Raw genomic sequence first — 21,658 nt, 5'->3', positions numbered from 1 at the left:
CTGATCCAATCAAGATTCATCGAGCTTCATTAAGCTCCATCCTCATCATCTCTGCCTCTATTCTCGTTTCTGTATCAGCCAGCTTCTTCATCCATTCACCAGCTTCCCCCCAGCTGCGGGATACGAGGCGGCTCTGACATGCTCCCATCTGCAGGGACTGGGTATGCTTCAGAGCAGATAATGCGGGGTTTATCTTTTCAAAAAAGAGACGGTAATCCTCCGCCCGCCGTGCACCTACCGGTAGTGTAAAATAGACATAATGTGCCCATTCATTATCGCTCAGATCGCCCAAGCGGATCTGCTCTGCCTTGCGAAGGATCGCTGAAGCTCCCGTCCTGCCTGTGTACACCTTATCCCTGTTCTGCTCGACTATACTTGTCTGGAACCAGACACAAGCCCGCCGATTTACCTCTGCTCTGTCCGGATGCTCTATACGCTCAGGACGCCACCAGCTGCGATACACCTCTGCACTCCAAGGAAACTCATATCTCCATGCCTCTTCAAGCTGCTCCAGTCCCAAGTACACATGAGGGAATCCCGCCGGATCATGCAGCAGCACCTCATTGCCTTCCAGGCGTAATAACAACACATAATGATCAGAACCTTCAAGTGCTCTGTAATTGGGATTGTAATTGAGCTTCCCCATGTTCAGCGGTCCAACCATGACCGGACCTTCGCTTAAAGACACCCTAAGCTCATCCAATGGCATGTCGCAGCCGCGTTCATACGCCTTTTCCTTCACCGTGAAACCTAGAATATTCAATGCTTTGGTTACAGCATAGTCTGGGCTCTGGCTGCAGTTATCAAAGTAAAGGATCTCATTCGGTGCCAGAAATGCCCCCAACGAAAATCCACCCAGCACTTCCACCAATCCCGGTTCAATACGCTCTCCAATAGACGATAATAACATTGCAGCAGAGTTGGCATAACAGTACGCAGCATTCCCGATATAGTTACTCATAATCATAACATCTCCTCTTGATCTGGTGCGGCATCCTTGAAAAATGCCTCTACTTAGATGACTTCACAAAGAGATGAAATCTGACAAAACTGCAGAACAAATTTTAAATGTCTTCTGAACGTGAACGTTTAAATATTCTTCAGCCCGGTTAATAAGGACTACACCAGACAACGAAGGAGATGTTCGATATGAGTAATTCAACTGGCGATAAAATTAAAGCAGGCATTAACAAAGCCAAAGGCGAAGTGAAGGATCAAGTCGGTAACGCAACGAACAATAAGTCCCTTCAGGCTGAGGGTAAAATGGATAAGGCCAAAGGGGCCGTTCAAGATAAAGTGGCCGATGTGAAAAAACATCACGAATAATGCAGTCGGGTTTGCATACTCAGCTGGTCTGTGCGTATCCTGCATGAAGACGGCTGGAGCATGGTAAACCAGCCTGACTGTCCATGTTTAGATTCGGTTCTGAGCATTTGATATAGGTGACGGAGGCACAAAAAAGCCAAGGAAGGTGTTGAAACAACCACCCTTCCCTGGCTTTTTTCGTTTGATTTACATCGCAGGTACCGAGTAACGCGCCATATCAATAATAAAGCTGCGGCTTTCACGCGTTGTGTGATATTCCCTGCTGAACAGCCTGACCCAGTCGGCATGCTCCTGATACCACCGGAACGTTTTCTCCAGTCCCTGCTCCAGTGTAGTCTTTGGATACCAGCCAAACGCTGCACGCAGCTTGCCTGAATGAACAACGAGGCTTGAACCTCTGGATTGCGTGGGCTCCTGTTCCCGTATCACTTTTGCAGCAGCAGATTGATCCAGCGGCTCCAGCAGCATGCCAATCTCCTGCATCGTTGTTCCGATTCCGGTAGAAATGTTATAGGTCTGTCCGTCTTGACTGCGGATCATAATCTGCTCTATTGCGCGCACAGCATCATCAATATACAGAAAGTCCCGAACAGCTGACCCTTGAATATCGAGCGGCAGTCCATCCAGCATCCGTCCAAAGTTGCGCGGAATAATACGGTCAGGCAGCTGCCATGGCCCATACAGGTTGGTTAAACGAAATATGTTCACTGGAAGCTGATAACATTGAGCATAAGAATGTGCCAACATCTCGCAGGCTGCTTTCGAAGCTGAATATGGGGAGACAGGCGCATAAGGATCAGACTCGCTGTAAACCCTGCCCCATTCACCGCCATACACCTCAACGGATGAAGCTAGTAAAAGAGGAATGTTACGGTCTGCAGCATACTGCAGGACCGCTTGTGTGCTGAGTGTATTATTGCGGAACACCTCTGCGGGATGATGATATGAATAGTCGACGTGAGGCATAGCAGCAAGATGAATGATGTAATCCGTGTTGTGGGGCAGATGGAGGCTGTCCTCAGCAAGGTTGCACTGGATATAAGGCATGTCATGCAGTGGTGAGAGGTGAACAAGTCTCTGACAATAGTCGTCCTGATCCAGCAGGGTGATCTGATGCCCCTTTTGTGCCAAATACTGCGAAAGATGAAATCCAACGAATCCAGAAGCTCCGGTTACCACAATGTTCACACACTTTCCCCCTATACATTTATACATCGGGCACTGTGAAGAGAGTCTATGACATCAGTATAAACTTAAAATGATACATTTTGTATCATTTTACAATATTTTTTTGTTTGCTCCTGTAATGACAGGTTAATGAATGGAAAGAGGTGAATCAAGATGAGTGATCCAAAACCCAATTACAACGAGATTCAACGTATGCATTTTCAAGATGATGGGGTTATTCCAAACCATCCAGTTCTGCCTGTGCTTTTATACAAAGGGGTTTGGCGTATCGAGCCTGCCCATGCTGCATCCCGCTTGAATCGCAACGGCTGGGGCAACAGCTGGATCAACGGTGTATTTGATTATCATCATTATCACAGCAATGCCCATGAGGCTCTTGCCGTAGTGAGTGGATTTGTGAAGTTGATTATTGGCGGTGAGCAAGGAAAGAAAGTTTATCTGGAGAGCGGAGATGTCGTTGTACTGCCTGCCGGAACCGGCCATAAACGTCTGGAGGCCAGTTCCGATTTTCGAATCGCCGGCGCCTATCCCGGAGGGATGAGTTACAACACACGTACAGGGGAAGAAGGGGAGCGCCCAAACGTGCTGCGAGAGATTCAAGAGGTTCCACTGCCGGAGACAGACCCGGTGTATGGAAAAGATGGACCGTTAACGAAGCTGTGGCAAAATTATAGTGTCTAAACATCGCAGTATATAACAGGGTTACAAATGCTTGTCGAGAACTAGACTGTGCCTGTCATTCGGACACGATAGAAACGCATGGCACGAGGGCTGCCTTCCATGTCGAGCTTGCCCTGAAGTATAAGCTGACGCACCCGATATTCAATAAAGGAATCACCGACAGCCTGAGGCAGGCTGCCCAGCACTTCTCCCACAACACGAGCTGTATTGATGAATTCACCTGTTGTCCGTTCGGCAGTAAGTTTTGCTACCTGTTCCATAATGAATTCATCAAGACTGTCCTCAGGCACGCTGCAAACCGCATCGTCTTTCCACATTCTCAGTGTTCCGGGCTGTGCGGCCAGTTCCAACCACTCCTGCTCCAGAAGGTTCCGCTGCTCTGATGATAACGGATCGGCATTCCCTCTGTGCTCCCACATCATGGACAGCTGATCGGACGTCAGCTCACCCAAGTGGAGGACATGCCGTTCAGAACCTTCAAACAGAACGGAGTACAGCGCTGTGGTATCGATTAGTTTAATCGGATTTTGACGATGACGCAGCAGATGAAGAGCATAGAGCAGGCCGGTTCGTTCATGACCATTGTTTGCATACCAGATCATGACCTTGATCTCTTCACCAATTGAACTCATAAATGATTCTAAATGCCGCAGCTGCTCCAGACCCTGCAGGAGATAACTTCCATGCTCTGTCAGGTGAAGCCGTTCCAGCAGCCATAAGTGCCTTCGCTGCAGCGCGCATGCGTCTGTCAAATCTCCCAATGGACCGATGCCATAATAATCATTCAGTGAAAAAAAACGGCGACTTTCCCGACCCGGGAATTTTCCCAAGGCTACTTTGATACTTCCCAGAGGCGATTCACCAATAGCAATATGAATTTCCTGTGCATGCTGCAGATCGGGCAGTGGGCGTCCCGCCTTTTGCAGCTTTCGCTCTTCATGCAGGCGGCTGAACAACTGCTGCTGTCTCTCTGCAAACTGCGTGTAATGCGCTTCTCCGCTCTTGTCATGCAGCGCCATATCTGTTCGCAGATAAAGCTCGCGCAGCAGCGATCTCAGCTCTTCCTCATTCATCTGATGCAGTTCGTTATCAAAATCAAAGACACTTTTAATCATCCAGAGACCTCCCTTGATTAGATTGACATGCTCACGGACAGCAGCCGTTAAAAATTTAAATTCAATTTCAAATGGACATGCAGCATGCCACTGCTCTACCCATGGTATTTGCCTGACTCAAGTTATGAAGATATGGAATTCCCTGATGCCTGGTGCAGCGGCTTCTGTTCATTCTGATCCGGGTTGAGCCGGGTAAAGTGACGCTCCAATTTTCGGCTAGCCCATAGAGAAGCTGCAATGAACACAATTACGCCAATCCAGCGTACCGGATGCTCCAGAAACTGCGCTGCGTTCGAACCGATATACGTTACAGAAAAAATCATGATACCTTTACCTATTCCAACCGCGAGCAGAAAGGATAACAGACGCATTCGGGCGATCCCCGCAGCCACATTAATGATGACGAATGGACCTACCGGAAAAATACTGAGCAGGAATACATAACTGAATGCATTACGGCGAATCCAAACCATGCTGCGCTGCACACGCGGTTTACGCGCCCACCTTTCCACAAAAGCAGATTTCCCGATCTCCCGTACAATCAGAAATGTCACAGTACAACCAAGCACCATACCGATCCAGGAGTACAAAAAACCTGCCCACAGCCCATACACTGCCCCGTTAACACCCACGATTAATAACGTTGGCAGTGGCGGTACAAAAGACTTCATAAACGTTAGTAAAATTCCCGGCAGTGGACCCAGAGAACGGAATTTCTCCAGCCAAAACCGAATATTTTCTTCCGTGATATATGACATAATATCAAGTGCTGCTGGTGTCATCCACATCCATCCAATCTATTTGATCTGTTCGATCTCCGCCCTCCAAGTATAACGTACATTGGAAGGCAGTATCGTTGTCAATTTGAAGAAATATTCGGATGGACAGCCAAACCAAAAAGCACACCCGATTATTCGTCTAGGTGTGCTTCTCATATAACAACCTCTGTATCCCTATCCAATCCAATACAGCAGGCTGGTTTGCTTAATTTTTCATTCCAATCCCGTTTCCTGCATCGCAAGCTCAAGCAGTTCCGCCTGATGGGCCGCATTCCACTCGGGAATGCCCGAATGCATAAATTCTTCCGCATCCATCGCTGCTTTGGACTGGTTGCATAGATTGCAGGCACAGACACAGTTGAGCGGAGTGGTATGACCGCCTTTTGCCCGTGGAAGAAGATGATCAATCGTATCTCCATAGGAGCCACAGAAATAGCAGGTATAGTTGTCCCGGTCCAGAATAAACCGCTTGAAATCCTTGTTGCTGAATAATCGGCGAATAGTGTACCGATTGACCACAACAGCTGCTTTCTCCTTCACCAGCGTAACCGCAAGCTCCATATCCACTTCCTGATGCCAGCGTCTTCCCTTGTCGGTTTTGCCGCGCATGCGTACCATGCCCTGCCGATTGGTCCGGAGCGAAGCCGGATCTTCCGGGTCAATGGCCGGCGGCGTGTGATGACGCCGCGGCCTGCCATCCATTCCAGCCCCGTGACTGCGGCTGGAATGGGATGGCTCGCGTCCTGCAGCGGCTGGCTGTGCCTTCGCCGCTGCAGGTGCACTGCCCGTGCTGGCATCGCCACGGGCAGTGCCTAGCTCCGGCGCAGGGGCCTCGGCAGCTCCGCTGCGGGCCTGCCCTGCGCCGGGCGCGAGTGCGGCCGCACGCTTGCGGCGCCGCTTGCGCTTGGGCCGGGCTGCGGCCGCTGGATCCGCAGCCGCAGGCAAAGGCGCTGCTGCCTGGTCTTGCGGCGAAGCAGGCAGCAGTGCCCCAACCGCCGATGCCTGCTCGGCGGCTGGAACGGCAGCGGCAGCTTGTCTGCGTGCCCGCTGCGCGCTGCCTTGTGCATTCGCAGCGGCAGCGCCCTGCGAATGGGCTTCGCCGGGCGGATACTCTCCGCCCGGCCTCCAATCATCCACCGCATCCTGCCCGGTGGATGACTCGCGCTCAGACTCCACTTCCCCGGAGGTATGAGCGCTTATCATCTCCGACGGCTTTCTTTTCCGCCGTCTTCGTCTTTTCTTTCGCTGACTGCCCGAGGAGGAAGCTGACGAAATGGCCGCATCCTTCAATATCTGATCCGCAGCCGGACCACTATGATCGGAAGGTGCTGATTCTATTGTTACATCTGAGTGCACACGGCTTTCCGGATTATTTTCCCGAGCATTCTCTCCGCGCTGCTTCACTGAGCCATGCGTATTCCGTTCACGTTCATTCGTCACCCGAGGCTGAGCCTTGCCCTGTCTAAGGTTCTTATCCGTCTCATCATGGGCCTGGGGAAGCATCGAAGCATCAGGTACCACTGCTGCCCGCCCATGATGTTCGTCCCGTGTACCAAGCTGACGACAACGACGGCATGCGCCGCGTCTGGCTCCGGGACCCGCACGCTTCCCTGTTCTGCGCCGAAAATCAGACGCAGGGCGCTGCTCTCCGCAATACATACATGTCTTGGTTTGTCTTGTTTCGTGAGCTGCCCTTACTTGGCGAGAAGGGGCTGGTCCTGTCTCCATGCTGTCACCTCGGTTCCGAATGAATCCGGTTTCTTTCTATTGTATCACATCTGCTCGTGAACACCCTCATTGCCATACGCGTTGTAATCTTCCGACTTATACTCAGGGGTTTGTTCACTGCATTCGTGAAGAATGTGCTCTACATATTCCAATATATCCTGCATCGGTTTCCCGCATTGTTCACATCTAGTCATATTTGATCACCTTGATCCTGTCTTCGAAGTTTGCTGTATATTATCATTCCGCCTTATGATTACCCTTCCATTCAGAAAAAGAAACATTCGTTCCCACGACATAATAACGGAATAACCATCAGCACCATGCAGCGGAAGTACCAAAAAAAACCGTTTCCAGTCACCCTAAGGCTGTATCTGGAAACGGCTAACTAGATCAATTCAAATCTTGAAACCTGCTGAAGTGCATCTCTTATTTCACCTTTTCGCATCCTGATACGCCACTTTTCCTGACGTGCCCGACACGTCTGCAGTAAATTTTCTGGCTGGGAACCGAAAATTCGGCAAACCTGCCTCCTTCAGCGTTTTCAGACACACCAAGATCATATGCAGCCTGTTGTCTATCAGGCATCCATCTGCCCGGACTGCTGCTGCGGGACAAGACGCAGTTTGGGTTTGGGCAGATTACCGAACAGGACCCATGCATAAGGAACAAACCTCGCCGCAAGTCCTACCACAATCCATGAAGCAATCAGTGCGATGCCAAACCCGCCCGCGTACCAGAGGTGAATCAACCAGGACACACCGGTTTGCGGAGGATGTTCACGGTAAAAAAGCAGGAAGAACGGATGAATCAGATAAACGCCAAAAGACAATGCGCCAAGCCGATTAAGCGGTTTGACCACGATTGAAGGACCATGATGATAAAGCCAAATTGATATTTGAATAATAACTAACGCACAGGCATACGTGTGTACATTCCAGAAGAGCTCGTACCACAATGTGTTATACGTCGCAATCTTCAACCGCAGCAAGTAATAGATACTGACATGGGCCAGCCCCGCCGTGATCCACACAACCCACAGCAAAATCCATGAGGCCAAGCGCCATTTCGATGCATTCTCCCGGCTGAGTACAAACCATTGTTTGATTTTCGGGAAATATACTCCCATGAAAGCTCCTAACATAAAGTAGGAAAAATAGGAAAATGCCCAGCTCCCCTTATTGGGTACTTGGAATCCATATTTATTACTTACGATAAAAGCCCATTGAATAAGAAGCCCGATCGGTATAGACCACTTTACCACAGCAGGATATTTCTTAAGCAGCCACAGCACAAGTGGAAAGATCAGATAAAACTGCATGTTGATAAACACAAAATACAGATGCGTGTGAGCTTTACCTGTAAATAACTTCTCTATAAAAGTGATGAGCGACTCATTAAATGGCCGTCCTTGATAGTACATATTATGCAGTACGACAAAATACAAGATAGAGAACAGGAAATAGGGCAGCAAAATATAGACAAATCGCTTCTTGTAGAAATTACTGACCAGTTTCTTGTCCAGCGGACGGGTATAGTAGTTATAAAACAGCACAAAGCTGCTCAAAAAAATAAAGGTCGGCGTACCGTATTTCATAAAAATATTAATAAAGTTGTACAGCCAGTAATACCTGGAATCCGTCATTTCCAGCGTAGCACTGGAGGTAGAATGCACAAAAAGCACACCGATAATGGCTATCGCCCGTACGAGGTTCAGTTCCGGGATTCGTTCTCTTTTCAGTGTTTGAGTCATGTTTAGAGGTTCTCCTTCATGTTTTCGTCGATATGTTAAATATGACTTAGTCCATTAAACTCTCTATCTATTAAAAGCCATATTGCTTAACATGTGTAGTCTAATCTCTTAATATTTTTTAATTTTTCAGTCCAATTCACATTATTTACATACTTTAACACACCAAAAAGACCGCAGCATCGCGGTCTGTAAGCTTTTTATAATGGACCAGATTATTTCAAGTTAATTGGTACCAAAATTGTGAATTCAGGCTCCGGATCGTACGGGTCCTGTTCCATCGGATAAACTTCATAATGTGTGAGTGACCCTTTTGAAAGGTGATATCCCTGTTCTTCAATCCATGTATATATCCGATTATAGGACGATTCAACCAAATGCCCCTTTACGTGACTGCATTTTGCATAAGTATGCGATGGGACTTCGAATTTAATCATCCCTTCCGGGATAGACTGTAGTGTCTTGTGGTCAACCTCAACAGCCGCATAATGAACAAATCCGGTGTCTGTCATATGATATGACAGCCCTAATAACTCTTCTGGATGGAGCACATTCCTTATCTCATGCAAACGATGCTTAAATTCAGTCTGCACCCTGCGGATTTCTCCAGCACCTGCATCGGCAAAGGACCCTTCCCACTTCAAACCTATCATCACCGCATTATCCTTGTGAACCAATTCTGTCTGGTGAATACGCTTCATATAACTCTTCCTTCCCTCTTTAATGTAGTCGAGCAAGTCGTGTTGTTCCTGTCATGATTCTATTTTATACTAAAATAGTGACAAATTCTGTCAGTATAATTATTTTAAATCAAGGGAGGGTATTATGACCAAAACGGCACGTTTAATTGAGCTGATGATGCGAGTTTATGAAAAACCAACCTTTACCGTGGATGAGATGGCCGCGGAGTTTGACTTATCATATCGGACAATGCTTCGTTATCTGCATGAACTAAGCGGTTTGGGTGTTCCCTTATATGCAGAACCTGGACGCAGGGGAGGATACTTCCTACTGCAGCCGAAACGCCTGGATAGCCGGACAGCAGCCCAACGGGCAGTTCGCAGCGATCCATTTCAGCAGACTGTTCGACCTCAGACTTATGTAGTTGGGTTGGAGTTTCAGGCACCCTTCACGGCAGTGTTTATGGCACAGGTCATGATCCCCAGGTTATGGACGGAACTGGAACGGAGGCAGCACGAAATCCCCCGCCAGAAACAGGCAGGGGTAAGGACAGGTGTGGTTCTGAGCCGCCAGCGCTTATATCATTATATCGCGGGGGTGGAGGTATCCTATTATGACGTGCTGCCCGAAGGCATGACAGGTATAACGTTGGCTGCCCGGGAATATGCCCGATATACCCATCACGGAGATGCTGACCGGGTACAGATGGATGAATCGATTCTATGGATGATTAAGAAGCTAAAGCTTCGCGGATTGATACCCGATCTTTCCGCTTATGCGCTGGAAGTTCAAGCAAAGAATACTTCCAGTAGAGACATGTATATTCCGCTTCTTAACGAAAGGAGTTCTTCTAACGACTTGCCAGAATCTGTTTGTACACATCAATAGCTGCCTGCCTGGACGCCTTCAGGTCAACGATTGCATCCTGCCTTGGCTGATGAATCTCTTTGCTGTGCAGATCCTTCAACTCCGGCAGCCATTTACGGATATAGTCTCCCTGAGCATCATATTTTTCGGACTGGGTAACCGGGTTGTTCACGCGGAAATACGGCGCAGCATTTTCACCCAGCGAGGCACACCACAACCAGTTACCACGATTCTGAACGTTGTCATAATCTTTCAGCTTCCGTCTGAAATAGGCTTCACCCATTGTGAATGGGCACTGCAGGTTTTTGGTCAGGAACATGGCTGTCAGAATGCGGAGCCGATTCGGCATATGTCCGGTCTCGTTCAGTTCTGTCATCGCTGCATCAATAATCGGGATGCCCGTCTCTGCTCTGCACCAACGCTCGAAGTAAGTATCTTGAAGAAGCGAAAGGTCGTATACTTTTTCATACTCAAAATAATGCTTCTCATACACTGCCCTGTACAAGTAAAAGTCGCGAAAGCAGAGCTGTCTGATCCACTCTCCAGCTTCTGAGACACGCTGCGCAGCATCATACATCTTGCGAATGGATACTGCTCCGACAGCCACATAAGAGCTGAGATGACTTGGTTCATAAGCCTCAAATTCATCCCGGTGATCTCCATAATCCGCTGCTCGTTCGGACAGAAACTGATCCAGCAGCACATGTGGGTCCTGATCCACGGCCTCATCAGCATTCTTAAGCAGTGCATCAGGAACCTTTATAGACTCAGGCCAATCCAGCATCTGTTCGCTTACGTTCAAGTCTGTAACCGCTACCGCCGATGGCGGATTGGGATGTTCATTCATAAACTCCACCCAGCGCCGGTGAAAGGCAGCAAATACTTTATAGGGTTCTGACTTGCCTGTGAAACGGGCAAAGGCCTGCAGGTCCATCAGCAGATGATCAGTAAGCTGCGTAAATAAAATCCCATAGGATTCGCACACCTCACGAATCTGCCGGTCCCGCTCCTGCGCATAAGGGGTCACATCCCGATGAACCACGATCTCGCTGATCTCGTCCTGAAGGCAGCTCAGTATCCATTCGACCACTTCCGCAGGTTTGCCATAAGCCGTATGAAGCTGCCTCTTTGCCTCCTTATATTTTCGGCCCAGTGCCGAAGCGTGACGAAGGAAATTCACACCGCTGTGTTCTTTCTCCCGGTCCTTCCGCAGCAGGAATGGATCGTAGATCAACACATGCAGGCTCTTCTCATCCCGTTCCCGCAAATAATCAAATGCGTGCAGATCATCTGTACGCAGATCTTTACGATGTATGAATAACTTCACGCGCTGCCCCTTCCTGCCTGAATATCTATTGTTTCGTCAGACTTTGATATAGCTTGCTCGTTTCAGGCTCGGGCTGATGTCCCAGGTCCTCCTTCAGCACCAGTGTAAATGAATGATAGAGCCGCAATATACCCTGCTGATCATCCATGGAAGCATATACTTCCATCATTAAACGGCAGATTTCCTCCGAATACGGTTCACGCTCCTGTAATTCAGTCAGCAGCTCAATCGCCTGTTCGCCCCGCTCGTGAGCCATTTCCCATCTGGCAATATCCATGACAAGTCCGATATACTTGCGCCGGAGCTCCCTGCCCTTGGATCTTGCCCAATCGTAATCATGCTCTTCCAGATAATCACCGCGATAGAGCAGGGCAATCTGCCTCAGATCATTCACATTATCCGAAGTAATGGTTTCATAGGACATGGCCTGTTCGAACTGCTCAATATCGCTTACCAAATTGCCGGTCAACAGACGATAGCGGTTCATATTGTATTCCAGCTTGGCTGTCATGCTCCATTCCTTCAATAACTTGCGAATCTGGTACACCGATGTATGCAGCAGTGTCAGACCTTTATCCTGAGATACATCTGCCCAGAGCTTATCAAGCAGAATCTCCTTGCTTACCCACTCTTCCCTGTGGTGAAACAGAAAAGCAAATAGTTCCTGTGATTTGGTTGTGCGCCATTTATGTTTCTCCGCGCTCTGCTCCAGACTTCTGAAGATATCGAGATGTTTGAATGTGAGCAGTCCGGGCGCCTGGAATTCCAATTCCTCAGCTTCCGGTTCCTGCACTTCGGCCGCAGCAGCAGCCTGAGCATGATAGGTCATCGCGCCTGCGATTCGATCAATCGTTTTGCTCAGTCTGGCCGAACTGACCGGTTTTAACACGTAATCCAGAGCATGAAGTTCAAATGCCTCTACCGCATGATCGGCATACGCTGTGACAAATATGATTCGAATGGTCGGGTCCAACTGCTGTATATATTCAGCTGCTTCAAGGCCATTAACCTCTGGCATGCCAATGTCCAGAAACACAACATCTACACGATCATTTGCCAGATAGTGAAGTCCTTCGCGCGCTGTTGAAAAACACTGCACAGGGGTAATTCTTCCGTCCGACTGCAGCAGACGCTGCAGATGCAGCTGCGCTGGCTTCTCGTCATCAATTACAATGGCTCTCACCGTTTCTCAACCTCCTGCCATGAGAGATTCAATATGGACACACACTATATCGGCATCCGCTTATTCGTATGTTAACCACAATTACCCAGATAACACTGCATTCTAAATTTATCATGCAAAATGATGAACCTGATTCAGCGGAATCCGAAATTGGATTTGTGTACCGCTTCCCACATGACTTTGAATGTCCAGTCCCTGTCCATAGAGCGACACAAGACGGCGATTGATATTCTGCAATCCAACCCCTCCTGGACCTTCGGTCCGGCCTGATTTTACCTGAGCCATACGTTCAGGAGGAATACCAACACCATCATCCTGCACCCGAACAATGACATCTTCGGCTTCCTGATATATATGAAGCCGCACCGTACCGCCGGCTGCTCTCTCCATAACTCCATGACGGATGGCATTCTCTACAAGCGGCTGAATGGTAAGAGGCGGCAGAAATAACCGAATATCCGGCTGTACTTCAATCTTGACGACGAGCCGGTCTTCAAATCTGGCTTGTTCCAGATGAACATAGGACTCTACCAATTCAAGCTCTTTGTACAGAGGCACCAGCTGATCTCTGTTGTGAAAGTCAAAGCTCCCTCGCAGGTAATGGCTCAATTCAATTAGCAGATCCGTTGCCTTGTCGGGGTCCACAGCACATGTGGAAATAATTACATTCAGTGCATTATAGAGAAAATGAGGTTTGATCTGTGCTTGAAGAAAGGCCATTTCGGTCCGAATCGTATCCTGCACAGAAGTGCGCAGCTCAATCAAGGTTCGAACTCTTGCCCGCAATTCACCTGCATCTACCGGTTTACTCAGAAAGTCATTCGCTCCCGCTTCAAAACCATGCCGGATATCTTCGGGTAATCCACGAGCAGTCAGCATAAGAATCGGAAGCTCGGACAACGAACGATGCTCCCGCAGTTTGCGGCAGAGCTCCAGCCCGGACATTTTGGGCATCATCCAGTCTGTAATAACCAGACCGATGGACGGATTCTGTTCGTACAGCTCCACAGCTTTGAAACCGCTGTCTGCTGCAAGTACGCGGTATCGTTCCGTGGACAGCAGGCTCAAGAGTACATGTCGGTTCACAGGGTCATCATCCACAATCAGAATGGTATGCTCCCCTTCCTGGTTCTCGTCCTGTTCTTGTAATGAACTCAATGGGTCCAGGTCATTTGCGATATCCTCACTTGCCTTCTTCGCCTGCGCCGTTACGTAACGTGCCGGAACGGGATTCGTCTGTTCCTGCAGCAGCGGGAGCTTCACGATCGGCAGGGTGAAATAAAACGTTGATCCCACACCCGGCTCTGATTCAACCCCAATCTCTCCATCCCCCAGCTCCACAAGTTTTTTCGTAATGCTGAGTCCCAGTCCGGTTCCTTCGTAAGACCTTTCCATCGTTCCATTCGCCTGCTCGTAGGATTGAAAAATATCTTCAAGTCTTTCTGGTGCGATACCCACACCAGTATCGGCAACAGATACCCTGACCGTATCTCCTTCAACAGAAGCAGACAGCCGAATTTCACCATGTTCTGTATATTTGTAAGCATTACCCAGCAGGTTATAAAGAATCTGCCGAAGTCGATCTTCATCGGCTTCCACCAGCGGCAGTGGATCAGGCCACTGCTGTACCAATACGACGGGTTTATCCTCATACGTAAACCCGGATACCTCAACTACAGTTCGCGCGACCGACTCCAGATCAACAGGGACCCGCTTCAATTCAATCTCCCTATTTTTCAATTTGGAGAAGTCCAGAATGTCATTGACCAGCAGCGATAACCGTTTTCCCGTTGACGTGATCATGGACAGATTTTTGGCTTGTTTTGGATTCACTGCACCTGCAGCTCCCTCCAGCATAGATTCGGCAATGTTAATGATGCCATGCAGCGGTGTCCTCAGCTCATGCGATGTATTCGCCATAAATTCATCCTTCAGGCTGTCGATCACCAGCAAGCGCTCTGACAGAGCTTCCACATCACGGAACGACTGCGCAAAGCGAATAGCTGTGACAACCATCTGGATTAATACAAATAACAGCAGCTCAAGCAGTGCGAGAAAGGCAGTGTCAACCGCCACAAATGCTCCGATGGTATGCAGGATGACCACCATCATTATGCTCATCAGGCCAACCAGTGCAAAATGGCTGTCTTCTGTACGTTTACGCGACCAATGAATCATGGTGCGTATCGCATAGATCATCACAGTAAAAGAGATGATCAGCATTGGAAGTTCAAGGGTTGAGAACAACGCTGGTGGAAGAATGACGCCTATAAGGGTCTGTATGACAAGCAGCACCAGACCCAGTCGAACAAACCATCCGTGGACAGCACCCGGCACTAACGCAGCCAAGTACCGAAGCAGGAAGTAATAGGCGAAGGCTCCGCTTAGAAGCTGCAGACGAAGCAGCTCATTATGTGTCAGCAGCGGCACAAATGTGGCGAGCAGCTTCTCTCCATGCGTGACGGCATATAATGCACCCGAGAGACTGAACAACCCCAGAAATTGAAGTTCCTTCTCACTGCGCCTCAGCCTGAACAGCATCAGGAAAAAAATGGCCGGCAGAATAAATCCGAATAGTGTCATCAGGTCTTTGAACCAGTCCAGCTGCTGGCTTCGAAAGATACTGCGCTCATCCCCAAATAGAACGGGCGCTACAATACCTCCGGAAGAATAGCTGTAATTGGATACCTGAATGACAATGTCAGCTGTATCTCCCTCAAGGGATGTGAACCCTGTGAAGGGCAGATTCATCTGAGTGTCGGAGTCCTTGGATACGCCAGGCACGCCCGTACCCCCAATAAGCGTTCCGTTAATAAAAATGCGATGAGACATTCGTATATTCTGCGTCCGGATGCCAAAGCGGTTTTTCATCTGCTGGGGAGTGAGCCTCACCTGCAGATGATAGGTACCATATCCATGAGCCTGTCCAAGCGATGTGTTCCATCTGGACGGAACCTGAATATTTAAGGGAGTGGACAACGGCCTTCGCCCCGACATATCCGGTGTAAAATCTCCCGGACCCAGCAGCTTATGAGGATAGAATTCCCAAACGCCATTCAGCGGCGCTGCTCCCTCTTGGCTGAAATCCCATTGACGCAGATCTATACGTCCATCTTTAACTTGTGGATTGTTTCGCTCGCTGATCCACGTCTGAGCAATCCATCCCAGCGGGAGCAGCACAACGCATATAAAGCTTAACGTCAGCATGATCCAGTGTTTTCTCATCTATGTATTCCTTCCATCCTCAAACAGCGAGAGACGTCAATTTTTGTCGATTTATTCCTATGATTCCATGTTACACGTTTCCGCTGCTCACGGAAATAGTTCATGACCCGTTTGGATTCCTTTTTTTTCGTCAAAATGGGAGACGATGCAGTCATTACTATGGATCTGCTGCAGCAGAAAAAGCCCCGGAGCTGTCTCCGCCAGATAAAACTGGGGAGAAACCCGGGGTCAGTTGATTGTGCAGGAATCTATTTCCTGCGGTCTTTTTCAAAAGATCGTCTCTATTTAACGACTTGGGCAAGCTTCTGTACAAGACCAGACCAGCCTTGGGCCATACGTTCGCGAATTAATGCGTGCGCCTGTCCGAATTCAGTCAGTTTGTCGGCATCCCAGCCGCTGTGAACTAAGGTAAAATGGGTGCCCTCAGCTTGTTCAGCAAGCTTGAATGTTAATGTCCAGTCTTTACCCCAGCGAAAAGCCAGCTTCTCCTGCGGCCGCAGTTCGATCACTTGGCAGGGAGATTGTCCAAATGGTCCTGCCTCCAGTATAAATTCATGGCCTTCGACCGGCTCCAGATTACTGGGCATAAACCATGATTCCAGGCCTTCCGCTGTCGAGACTTTATTCCATACCTTTTCCACAGACGCCAATAGTACAAGCTCTTCCTGAATATCCGGCAATGCCGTTGATGATGATTCCATGTTACCGCCTCCTTGACACTATTTTTAAATTTAACCTATAATGGGTTCATCTTACATATAAGGTGTGTGATTCCTATGATAGTCTGCTCTGATAAATCCATTTCCAAACACCGCTGCCGGAAGGGATAGCACCGCTCAGCTTTACCTTCCACATTCCCGTTTCAAACATCTGACTATGTGGAGGAACAATATACGATGTCATTCAGTTACTACGGTCCCTTATGCACCAAGGTATACGATATAACCAAGCCTGTCGGGCATTCCTTGGGAGGCGATATTGAATTTTACGGCAATCTGCTGCAGCAGTGCAGTGGACGCATACTTGAAGCAATGTCAGGTTCAGGACGAATGCTCATTCCACTGCTCGAAGCAGGCCTGCAGGTGGACGGAATTGATTATTCCAAAGCGATGATTCAATCCTGCCTTGCCCGATGCGCCGAACGCGCACTGCCTACGCCTGAGCTGTTCGAGGCCGATCTTGAGACCTTACGTCTTCCCTATCATTATGAAGCCATAATTATTCCAGGCGGCTCGCTGATGCTTATTCAGGACCGCTGCGCTTCAATTAAGGCGCTTCAGAATTTATACGATCACCTGGAACCCGGGGGCAGGCTGATCTTTGATCTGTTTTTGCCAGACATTACCCAGCCCGCTGCAGTTGAAACTTCAACTGTCCGCTTACCCGATGGCGACACGATAACCATTGAAGTGAAAACGACCGAAATCAATCTGCTGCACCAATACAAAACCAGTCTGATTCGCTACGAACAGTGGCATCAGGGCAGTCTTGTCGGCACAGAGCTGCAGGAGCTCACACTGCGTTGGTACGGTGTGGAGGAGCTTCGTCTGATTTTGGAGAAGATCGGGTTCGCCAACATTGAGATCTATGCAGATTTCAAGCCTGGACAAGCTCCTACAAAGGCCAGCCAGAAGTTCGTATTCGAAGCAGCACGAAAAGTATAATTAAGCGAGTCTTATGCTTGCTATTGGCCAGCCGTACAGACTGAGATGCAGACTTGTATTTGAATCGCATCTCCTATACTGGTTCATCTAATTATATGCCTCAATTGACTTCAGATCTTTAAGTCAATCAAATGACATAAACGAAAGGGATCATTTATGAAATGATCCCTTCAACAAAAGTATCTGCTGCATTCCGATGCCCACTACTCCTTGAGGTCAAGCTCCCTTTACGTTTCAAAACACTTCATAATTTACAATTCACTCCACTCTGGCTTAGTATCCGCGGGAATACTGCGCAGCAATCGCTGCATGCTCCTTGCTCACACCCAGCTCAAGTGCTGCATGGTTAGCCCAGTATGGGTCCCGAAGCATGCCCCGACCTATTGCAACCAAATCGGCATCCCCATTGCCGATGACAGCCTGTGCCAGCGCCGCACCCTCCAGCATGCCTACAGCAATCACGGGTACGTTCAGTTCTTCGCGGAAACGACGGGCAAATGGAACCTGATACCCCGGATAGTTCCCCGGCTTATGCTGACCCGATGGTGCTTCACCGCCGGAGCTGATATGGAACATGTCCACGCCAGCCTCCTTATAGGCACGTCCAAGCCGAAGGGTATGATCGATATCATATCCGCCATCCGCATATTCCACAGCAGAGATTCGCATGATCAGCGGCATATCTGCAGGCATTTCTTTTTTCACCGCACGAATGACGTCTGCACCGAAACGAGACAGATCCTGACCATACACATCCTCGCGATGATTCATCAAGGGGGAATGGAATTGGTGGATCAAATATCCGTGTGCACCGTGAAGCTCGATCGCATCCACACCCGCCTGAACTGCACGACGCACGCCATCCGCAAACTTCTGTACCATGGCTTCCGCTTCTTCGGTGGTTAACGCACGCGGCTCCTTATAGGTTTCTCCGGGGAACGTTACCACGGATGGAGCAACCGGCTGCGGTGCATCTTCAGCTTTACGACCTGCATGTGCGATCTGGATGGCCACTTTGGAGCCGTATGCATGCATTCCGTCTACCAGCTTGGTGAAGGCCGGGATATGCTCATCGGACCAGATACCCAAATCATTGTCTGTAATCCGTCCATCCGGATCAACGTCTGTCATCTCAATAATAATGAGTCCTGTTCCGCCAACTGCACGGCTGACATAGTGAACCTGATGCCAATCATTCGGGATACCATCCTTGGCCGTAACTGAATATTGGCACATCGGTGCCATCACGACACGATTTTGCAGCTGCAGACTTTTGAATTCGTAAGGTGAAAATAATTGCTCTGTCATCGTTTCATACAACTCCTATTCTTGTTCTATATCAGCAGCATGGTCATCATGTTCGGTCACATGTAACTAAGGCTGTATCAAATTACTGTTAAGCTAACCATCTATCTATTCATCCATTTTCATCCAGATCCGAGAACATCTTGCCGTTTTTGCCGTAGTTATCTTTCTCCAGATCCTCTATGAAAATAAAAACCCTGCTCGCTTCCACACCCAGTGTCTCACAGGCAGCTTCGGTCATTCGCTCGATCAACTGACGTTTCTGCTCTTTTGTTTTGCCTTCCAGCATTTTCACCGTAATAAATGGCATGATCTGAACACATCCTTTCTTCATAGCTATTATGAACCTGAGGCTCTGAAATTCAAAGTACGCACTTTTTAGTGCCCTTCCATCGGCATCCTTCCTGACCGAAGTATATACCCACCAAATGCATCCCGTTCTCGAAATCAGTTCAAAACGTGATATGATGTTATTACAGATCCGGCGGAAGAAATATCCAGCAGATACGCTTCAGACTCAGGCAGCTTTATGATCCCGGGCGAAGTGCACACATTCATTCTGAAGGATCAGCATTCTGATCGAGATTGGAACGGACAGCAAAGCTGGACATGTACTGCCTGATACACCGCTTGTAACGTATATATTACCCACAAAGGAGCGATTACACTTGAAAGATATATTAATTCAAAGACTGAGTACTTACGTACAGATGGATACCCAATCCGATGAAAATAGTGCCACCTGCCCTTCCACTCCAGGACAACTGGAACTAGGCAAACTACTCGTAGAGGAGTGCACCTCCATTGGATTGCAGGAAGTGACGATGGATGAGAACGGTTATGTGATGGCGACGCTTCCTTCTAATACGGACAAGGATGTACCTGTCATTGGTTTTCTAGCTCACCTCGACACGGCCACCGACTTTACGGGTAAGAATGTGAAACCACAGGTGGTGGAGAACTACAACGGTGAAGATATCGTATTGAACCGGGAACTGGATGTTATTATGTCTACCAAAGACTTTCCGGAACTTCATGGGTACAATGGCCACACTCTGATTACCACGGACGGCACAACGCTGCTGGGTGCAGACAATAAAGCAGGCATTGCCGAGATTATGACCGCGATGGCTTATTTGATCGAACATCCAGAGGTGAAACATGGTAAGATTCGGGTTGCTTTTACTCCAGATGAAGAGATTGGCCGTGGGCCGCACAAATTCGATGTCGCCGCGTTTGGCGCTAAATATGCCTATACTGTAGATGGCGGACCGCTTGGTGAACTGGAGTATGAGAGTTTCAATGCAGCAGCAGCTAAAATTACAGTGCGGGGAACAAACGTGCATCCTGGTACGGCAAAAGGCAAGATGGTGAATTCGCTTAAAATCGCGATGGAGCTGAACGGACATTTACCTGTAGAGGAAGCGCCTGAATCTACAGATGGGTATGAAGGCTTCTACCACCTGCTTGCGATGGAGGGTGATGTGGAGTTGACGAAGATGCATTATATCATTCGTGATTTTGACCGGGAAAAGTTCGAAGCCCGCAAAACCAACCTCTTAAACATTGCGGACAAACTGAAGGCCAAGTATGGTGAGAAAAGTGTTTCCGTCGAGATGAACGACCAATATTACAACATGCGTGAGAAAATTGAGCCCGTCCGTCAAATCGTTGATATTGCCCATGAAGCCATGACACGACTGGATATTACCCCGGTGATTCGTCCGATTCGGGGAGGAACAGACGGGTCCCAGCTCTCTTACATGGGCATGCCGACACCAAACATCTTCACTGGCGGCGAGAATTATCATGGGAAATTTGAATATGTATCGGTAGATAATATGGTAAAAGCCACAAAGGTTATTGTAGAGATTGCACAGTTGTTCGAGCAGCAGGGAAACATCTGATTGATTGGGGTCTGTGCTTAAGCTTAAGTTAGCTAAAATAATGTACACATACACTTCAATGGCAAAGATTTGGATGAAAAGGCACCCTTCACGTTTTTGAAGGGTGCCTTTTGTTTAATCACAGCAGCACTTACTCGTATATACTGCCTCCCGCAATCTCTCGCAGCTCGTCTATGTTCTGAATGATGATCTTCCGTCTGACCTTGCGAATAATATCGCGTCTGCACAAATCCTGAATGATTCGATTGAGATGCCTGTAGCTGGCGCCCAGCAGATCGGCCAGCTCTGTCAGTTCAGAGGTATGAATCTCTTCCGAGGCCGCTGCATCCAACCCCGTAATGGATAATAAATAACTGGCGAACCTGCTTTCAACAGGGTACAGCATATTCAGACTGGACAGATTCGAGAACATGTACAGCTTGTGGGTCACCTGACCAAGCATAAAATAGAGAAATTTCGCATTCTCGGCATAGCCATTCTGAATCACACGGAAGCTGATAGCCAGCAGCAAGCTTTGATTCACAGACTGCACCGTATGGTTAGCTTCTTTGCCGTTGACCAGCTCCAGGTCACCGACAAGAGCGAGCGGTGTGCTGAATCGAAGGAGCAGCGGCTTGCCGTTTGGCAGCGTTGTGATAATTTTGAGCTTGCCCTGCACGAGAAAATACAAGCGCTCAGGGCGCTCCCCTTTTTCACATATCACCTCACCTTTGTCTGCCTCCAGCAGACGCAGTTCGGCAAGCATTGTCTCGTCCAGCACCTGATCCAATCCATGCTCCCTGGCAAACTGGCGCATAAGCTCAAAGTCCAACACTTCCTTCATTCGGGCACACCTCCAAAGTAAACTCAATTATGTACAAAATGGACACGTGTCCCATAATTCAAGCCGATTCATATTAACTTATAGACATAAAAAAAGTTACAATTAGAACTTA

The 21,658-nt window shown here is 48.6% G+C and carries 19 protein-coding genes and 1 pseudogene; 5 read left to right on the top strand and 15 right to left on the bottom strand.

Annotation, left to right across the window (positions count from 1 at the left end; translation table 11 throughout):
• Positions 1 to 16 precede the first annotated feature (16 nt).
• Positions 17 to 961 (bottom strand): hypothetical protein, encoded by a 945-nt coding sequence (locus ABXS70_RS27585; RefSeq protein WP_342553337.1) that lies wholly within the window; start codon positions 959 to 961, stop codon positions 17 to 19.
• 188 nt (positions 962 to 1,149) lie between these two features.
• On the opposite strand from ABXS70_RS27585, the gene ABXS70_RS27580 reads away from it, so the two are divergent.
• Positions 1,150 to 1,326 (top strand): CsbD family protein, encoded by a 177-nt coding sequence (locus ABXS70_RS27580; protein WP_342553338.1) that lies wholly within the window; start codon positions 1,150 to 1,152, stop codon positions 1,324 to 1,326.
• Between the two features lie 186 nt (positions 1,327 to 1,512).
• Here the strand turns inward: ABXS70_RS27580 and ABXS70_RS27575 are convergent, their stop codons facing one another.
• Entirely contained in the window at positions 1,513 to 2,514 is a 1,002-nt protein-coding gene (locus ABXS70_RS27575; RefSeq protein WP_342553339.1) for an NAD-dependent epimerase/dehydratase family protein, read from the bottom strand.
• 153 nt (positions 2,515 to 2,667) lie between these two features.
• Here ABXS70_RS27575 and ABXS70_RS27570 point away from each other — a divergent pair, with 153 nt between their 5' ends.
• Positions 2,668 to 3,195 (top strand): cupin domain-containing protein, encoded by a 528-nt coding sequence (locus ABXS70_RS27570; protein ID WP_342553340.1) that lies wholly within the window; start codon positions 2,668 to 2,670, stop codon positions 3,193 to 3,195.
• Positions 3,196 to 3,236: 41 nt separating this feature from the next.
• On the opposite strand, the gene ABXS70_RS27565 is transcribed toward ABXS70_RS27570, so the two are convergent.
• The 6 genes and pseudogenes from ABXS70_RS27565 to ABXS70_RS27540 form a co-directional block, all read right to left on the bottom strand.
• Positions 3,237 to 4,310: a DUF1835 domain-containing protein gene (locus tag ABXS70_RS27565; protein WP_342553341.1), complete on the bottom strand. Its 1,074-nt coding sequence runs from the start codon at positions 4,308 to 4,310 to the stop codon at positions 3,237 to 3,239.
• Positions 4,311 to 4,432: 122 nt separating this feature from the next.
• Complete coding sequence (locus ABXS70_RS27560; RefSeq protein ID WP_342553342.1) at positions 4,433 to 5,092, bottom strand: TVP38/TMEM64 family protein; 660 nt, start codon at positions 5,090 to 5,092, stop codon at positions 4,433 to 4,435.
• Between the two features lie 210 nt (positions 5,093 to 5,302).
• Positions 5,303 to 5,731: pseudogene (locus ABXS70_RS27555) on the bottom strand (HNH endonuclease); the annotation flags it as partial.
• Between the two features lie 1,130 nt (positions 5,732 to 6,861).
• Positions 6,862 to 7,011, bottom strand: a complete 150-nt coding sequence (locus ABXS70_RS27550) for a hypothetical protein (protein ID WP_342553343.1) — start codon at positions 7,009 to 7,011, stop codon at positions 6,862 to 6,864.
• A gap of 383 nt (positions 7,012 to 7,394) precedes the next feature.
• Positions 7,395 to 8,567 carry an acyltransferase gene (locus ABXS70_RS27545; RefSeq protein ID WP_342553344.1) on the bottom strand — a complete coding sequence of 391 codons (1,173 nt, stop codon included), beginning with the start codon at positions 8,565 to 8,567 and terminating at the stop codon, positions 7,395 to 7,397.
• 212 nt (positions 8,568 to 8,779) lie between these two features.
• Positions 8,780 to 9,265 carry a GyrI-like domain-containing protein gene (locus ABXS70_RS27540; protein WP_342553345.1) on the bottom strand — a complete coding sequence of 162 codons (486 nt, stop codon included), beginning with the start codon at positions 9,263 to 9,265 and terminating at the stop codon, positions 8,780 to 8,782.
• Between the two features lie 124 nt (positions 9,266 to 9,389).
• Here ABXS70_RS27540 and ABXS70_RS27535 point away from each other — a divergent pair, with 124 nt between their 5' ends.
• Complete coding sequence (locus ABXS70_RS27535; RefSeq protein WP_342553346.1) at positions 9,390 to 10,133, top strand: HTH domain-containing protein; 744 nt, start codon at positions 9,390 to 9,392, stop codon at positions 10,131 to 10,133.
• On the opposite strand, the gene ABXS70_RS27530 is transcribed toward ABXS70_RS27535, so the two are convergent.
• The 4 genes from ABXS70_RS27530 to ABXS70_RS27515 all read right to left on the bottom strand — a co-directional run bounded on the left by ABXS70_RS27530 (position 10,096) and on the right by ABXS70_RS27515 (position 16,548).
• Positions 10,096 to 11,439, bottom strand: a complete 1,344-nt coding sequence (locus ABXS70_RS27530; protein WP_366292479.1) for an FAD-binding domain-containing protein — start codon at positions 11,437 to 11,439, stop codon at positions 10,096 to 10,098. The two genes, ABXS70_RS27535 and ABXS70_RS27530, sit on opposite strands and share 38 nt — an antisense overlap.
• Before the next feature lie 25 nt (positions 11,440 to 11,464).
• Positions 11,465 to 12,622 carry a response regulator gene (locus ABXS70_RS27525; RefSeq protein ID WP_342553348.1) on the bottom strand — a complete coding sequence of 386 codons (1,158 nt, stop codon included), beginning with the start codon at positions 12,620 to 12,622 and terminating at the stop codon, positions 11,465 to 11,467.
• A gap of 111 nt (positions 12,623 to 12,733) precedes the next feature.
• The gene (locus ABXS70_RS27520; RefSeq protein WP_366292475.1) at positions 12,734 to 15,847 is read right to left on the bottom strand and encodes an ATP-binding protein; all 3,114 of its coding nucleotides are present in this window, start codon (positions 15,845 to 15,847) and stop codon (positions 12,734 to 12,736) included.
• Positions 15,848 to 16,128: 281 nt separating this feature from the next.
• Positions 16,129 to 16,548: an SRPBCC domain-containing protein gene (locus ABXS70_RS27515; RefSeq protein WP_342553350.1), complete on the bottom strand. Its 420-nt coding sequence runs from the start codon at positions 16,546 to 16,548 to the stop codon at positions 16,129 to 16,131.
• A gap of 195 nt (positions 16,549 to 16,743) precedes the next feature.
• Between ABXS70_RS27515 and ABXS70_RS27510 the strand changes: the two genes are divergently transcribed.
• Positions 16,744 to 17,511: a methyltransferase domain-containing protein gene (locus ABXS70_RS27510; protein WP_342553351.1), complete on the top strand. Its 768-nt coding sequence runs from the start codon at positions 16,744 to 16,746 to the stop codon at positions 17,509 to 17,511.
• A gap of 273 nt (positions 17,512 to 17,784) precedes the next feature.
• On the opposite strand, the gene ABXS70_RS27505 is transcribed toward ABXS70_RS27510, so the two are convergent.
• Both ABXS70_RS27505 and ABXS70_RS27500 read right to left on the bottom strand, forming a co-directional pair.
• On the bottom strand, positions 17,785 to 18,819 hold the full coding sequence (locus ABXS70_RS27505) for an NADH:flavin oxidoreductase/NADH oxidase (protein WP_342553352.1): 1,035 nt from the start codon (positions 18,817 to 18,819) through the stop codon (positions 17,785 to 17,787).
• Between the two features lie 109 nt (positions 18,820 to 18,928).
• Positions 18,929 to 19,126, bottom strand: a complete 198-nt coding sequence (locus ABXS70_RS27500; protein WP_342553353.1) for a 2-hydroxymuconate tautomerase — start codon at positions 19,124 to 19,126, stop codon at positions 18,929 to 18,931.
• A gap of 358 nt (positions 19,127 to 19,484) precedes the next feature.
• Here ABXS70_RS27500 and pepT point away from each other — a divergent pair, with 358 nt between their 5' ends.
• Positions 19,485 to 20,723 (top strand): peptidase T, encoded by a 1,239-nt coding sequence (gene pepT / locus ABXS70_RS27495; protein WP_342553354.1) that lies wholly within the window; start codon positions 19,485 to 19,487, stop codon positions 20,721 to 20,723.
• A gap of 130 nt (positions 20,724 to 20,853) precedes the next feature.
• Here the strand turns inward: pepT and ABXS70_RS27490 are convergent, their stop codons facing one another.
• Positions 20,854 to 21,546, bottom strand: coding sequence for a cyclic nucleotide-binding domain-containing protein (locus tag ABXS70_RS27490; protein WP_342553355.1), 693 nt, complete (start codon positions 21,544 to 21,546; stop codon positions 20,854 to 20,856).
• Between the last annotated feature and the right edge of the window lie 112 nt (positions 21,547 to 21,658).

The organism is Paenibacillus sp. AN1007 (assembly GCF_040702995.1).
In the GTDB taxonomy this organism is placed as follows: Bacteria; Bacillota; Bacilli; order Paenibacillales; family Paenibacillaceae; genus Paenibacillus.
The sequence above is the reverse complement of the archived record's forward strand: the minus strand, read 5'-3'. Positions and strand labels throughout refer to the sequence as shown.

Bases quoted from the DNA above. Each gene is read 5' to 3' on its own strand.
- ABXS70_RS27500 (WP_342553353.1), bottom strand. From the start codon at position 19,126: ATGCCATTTATTACGGTGAAAATGCTGGAAGGCAAAACAAAAGAGCAG.
- ABXS70_RS27565 (WP_342553341.1), bottom strand. From the start codon at position 4,310: ATGATTAAAAGTGTCTTTGATTTTGATAACGAACTGCATCAGATGAAT.
- ABXS70_RS27545 (WP_342553344.1), bottom strand. From the start codon at position 8,567: ATGACTCAAACACTGAAAAGAGAACGAATCCCGGAACTGAACCTCGTA.
- ABXS70_RS27505 (WP_342553352.1), bottom strand. From the start codon at position 18,819: ATGACAGAGCAATTATTTTCACCTTACGAATTCAAAAGTCTGCAGCTG.
- ABXS70_RS27515 (WP_342553350.1), bottom strand. From the start codon at position 16,548: ATGGAATCATCATCAACGGCATTGCCGGATATTCAGGAAGAGCTTGTA.
- ABXS70_RS27520 (WP_366292475.1), bottom strand. From the start codon at position 15,847: ATGAGAAAACACTGGATCATGCTGACGTTAAGCTTTATATGCGTTGTG.
- ABXS70_RS27535 (WP_342553346.1), top strand. From the start codon at position 9,390: ATGACCAAAACGGCACGTTTAATTGAGCTGATGATGCGAGTTTATGAA.
- ABXS70_RS27540 (WP_342553345.1), bottom strand. From the start codon at position 9,265: ATGAAGCGTATTCACCAGACAGAATTGGTTCACAAGGATAATGCGGTG.
- ABXS70_RS27585 (WP_342553337.1), bottom strand. From the start codon at position 961: ATGAGTAACTATATCGGGAATGCTGCGTACTGTTATGCCAACTCTGCT.
- ABXS70_RS27510 (WP_342553351.1), top strand. From the start codon at position 16,744: ATGTCATTCAGTTACTACGGTCCCTTATGCACCAAGGTATACGATATA.
- ABXS70_RS27580 (WP_342553338.1), top strand. From the start codon at position 1,150: ATGAGTAATTCAACTGGCGATAAAATTAAAGCAGGCATTAACAAAGCC.
- ABXS70_RS27560 (WP_342553342.1), bottom strand. From the start codon at position 5,092: ATGACACCAGCAGCACTTGATATTATGTCATATATCACGGAAGAAAAT.
- ABXS70_RS27570 (WP_342553340.1), top strand. From the start codon at position 2,668: ATGAGTGATCCAAAACCCAATTACAACGAGATTCAACGTATGCATTTT.
- ABXS70_RS27490 (WP_342553355.1), bottom strand. From the start codon at position 21,546: ATGAAGGAAGTGTTGGACTTTGAGCTTATGCGCCAGTTTGCCAGGGAG.
- ABXS70_RS27550 (WP_342553343.1), bottom strand. From the start codon at position 7,011: ATGACTAGATGTGAACAATGCGGGAAACCGATGCAGGATATATTGGAA.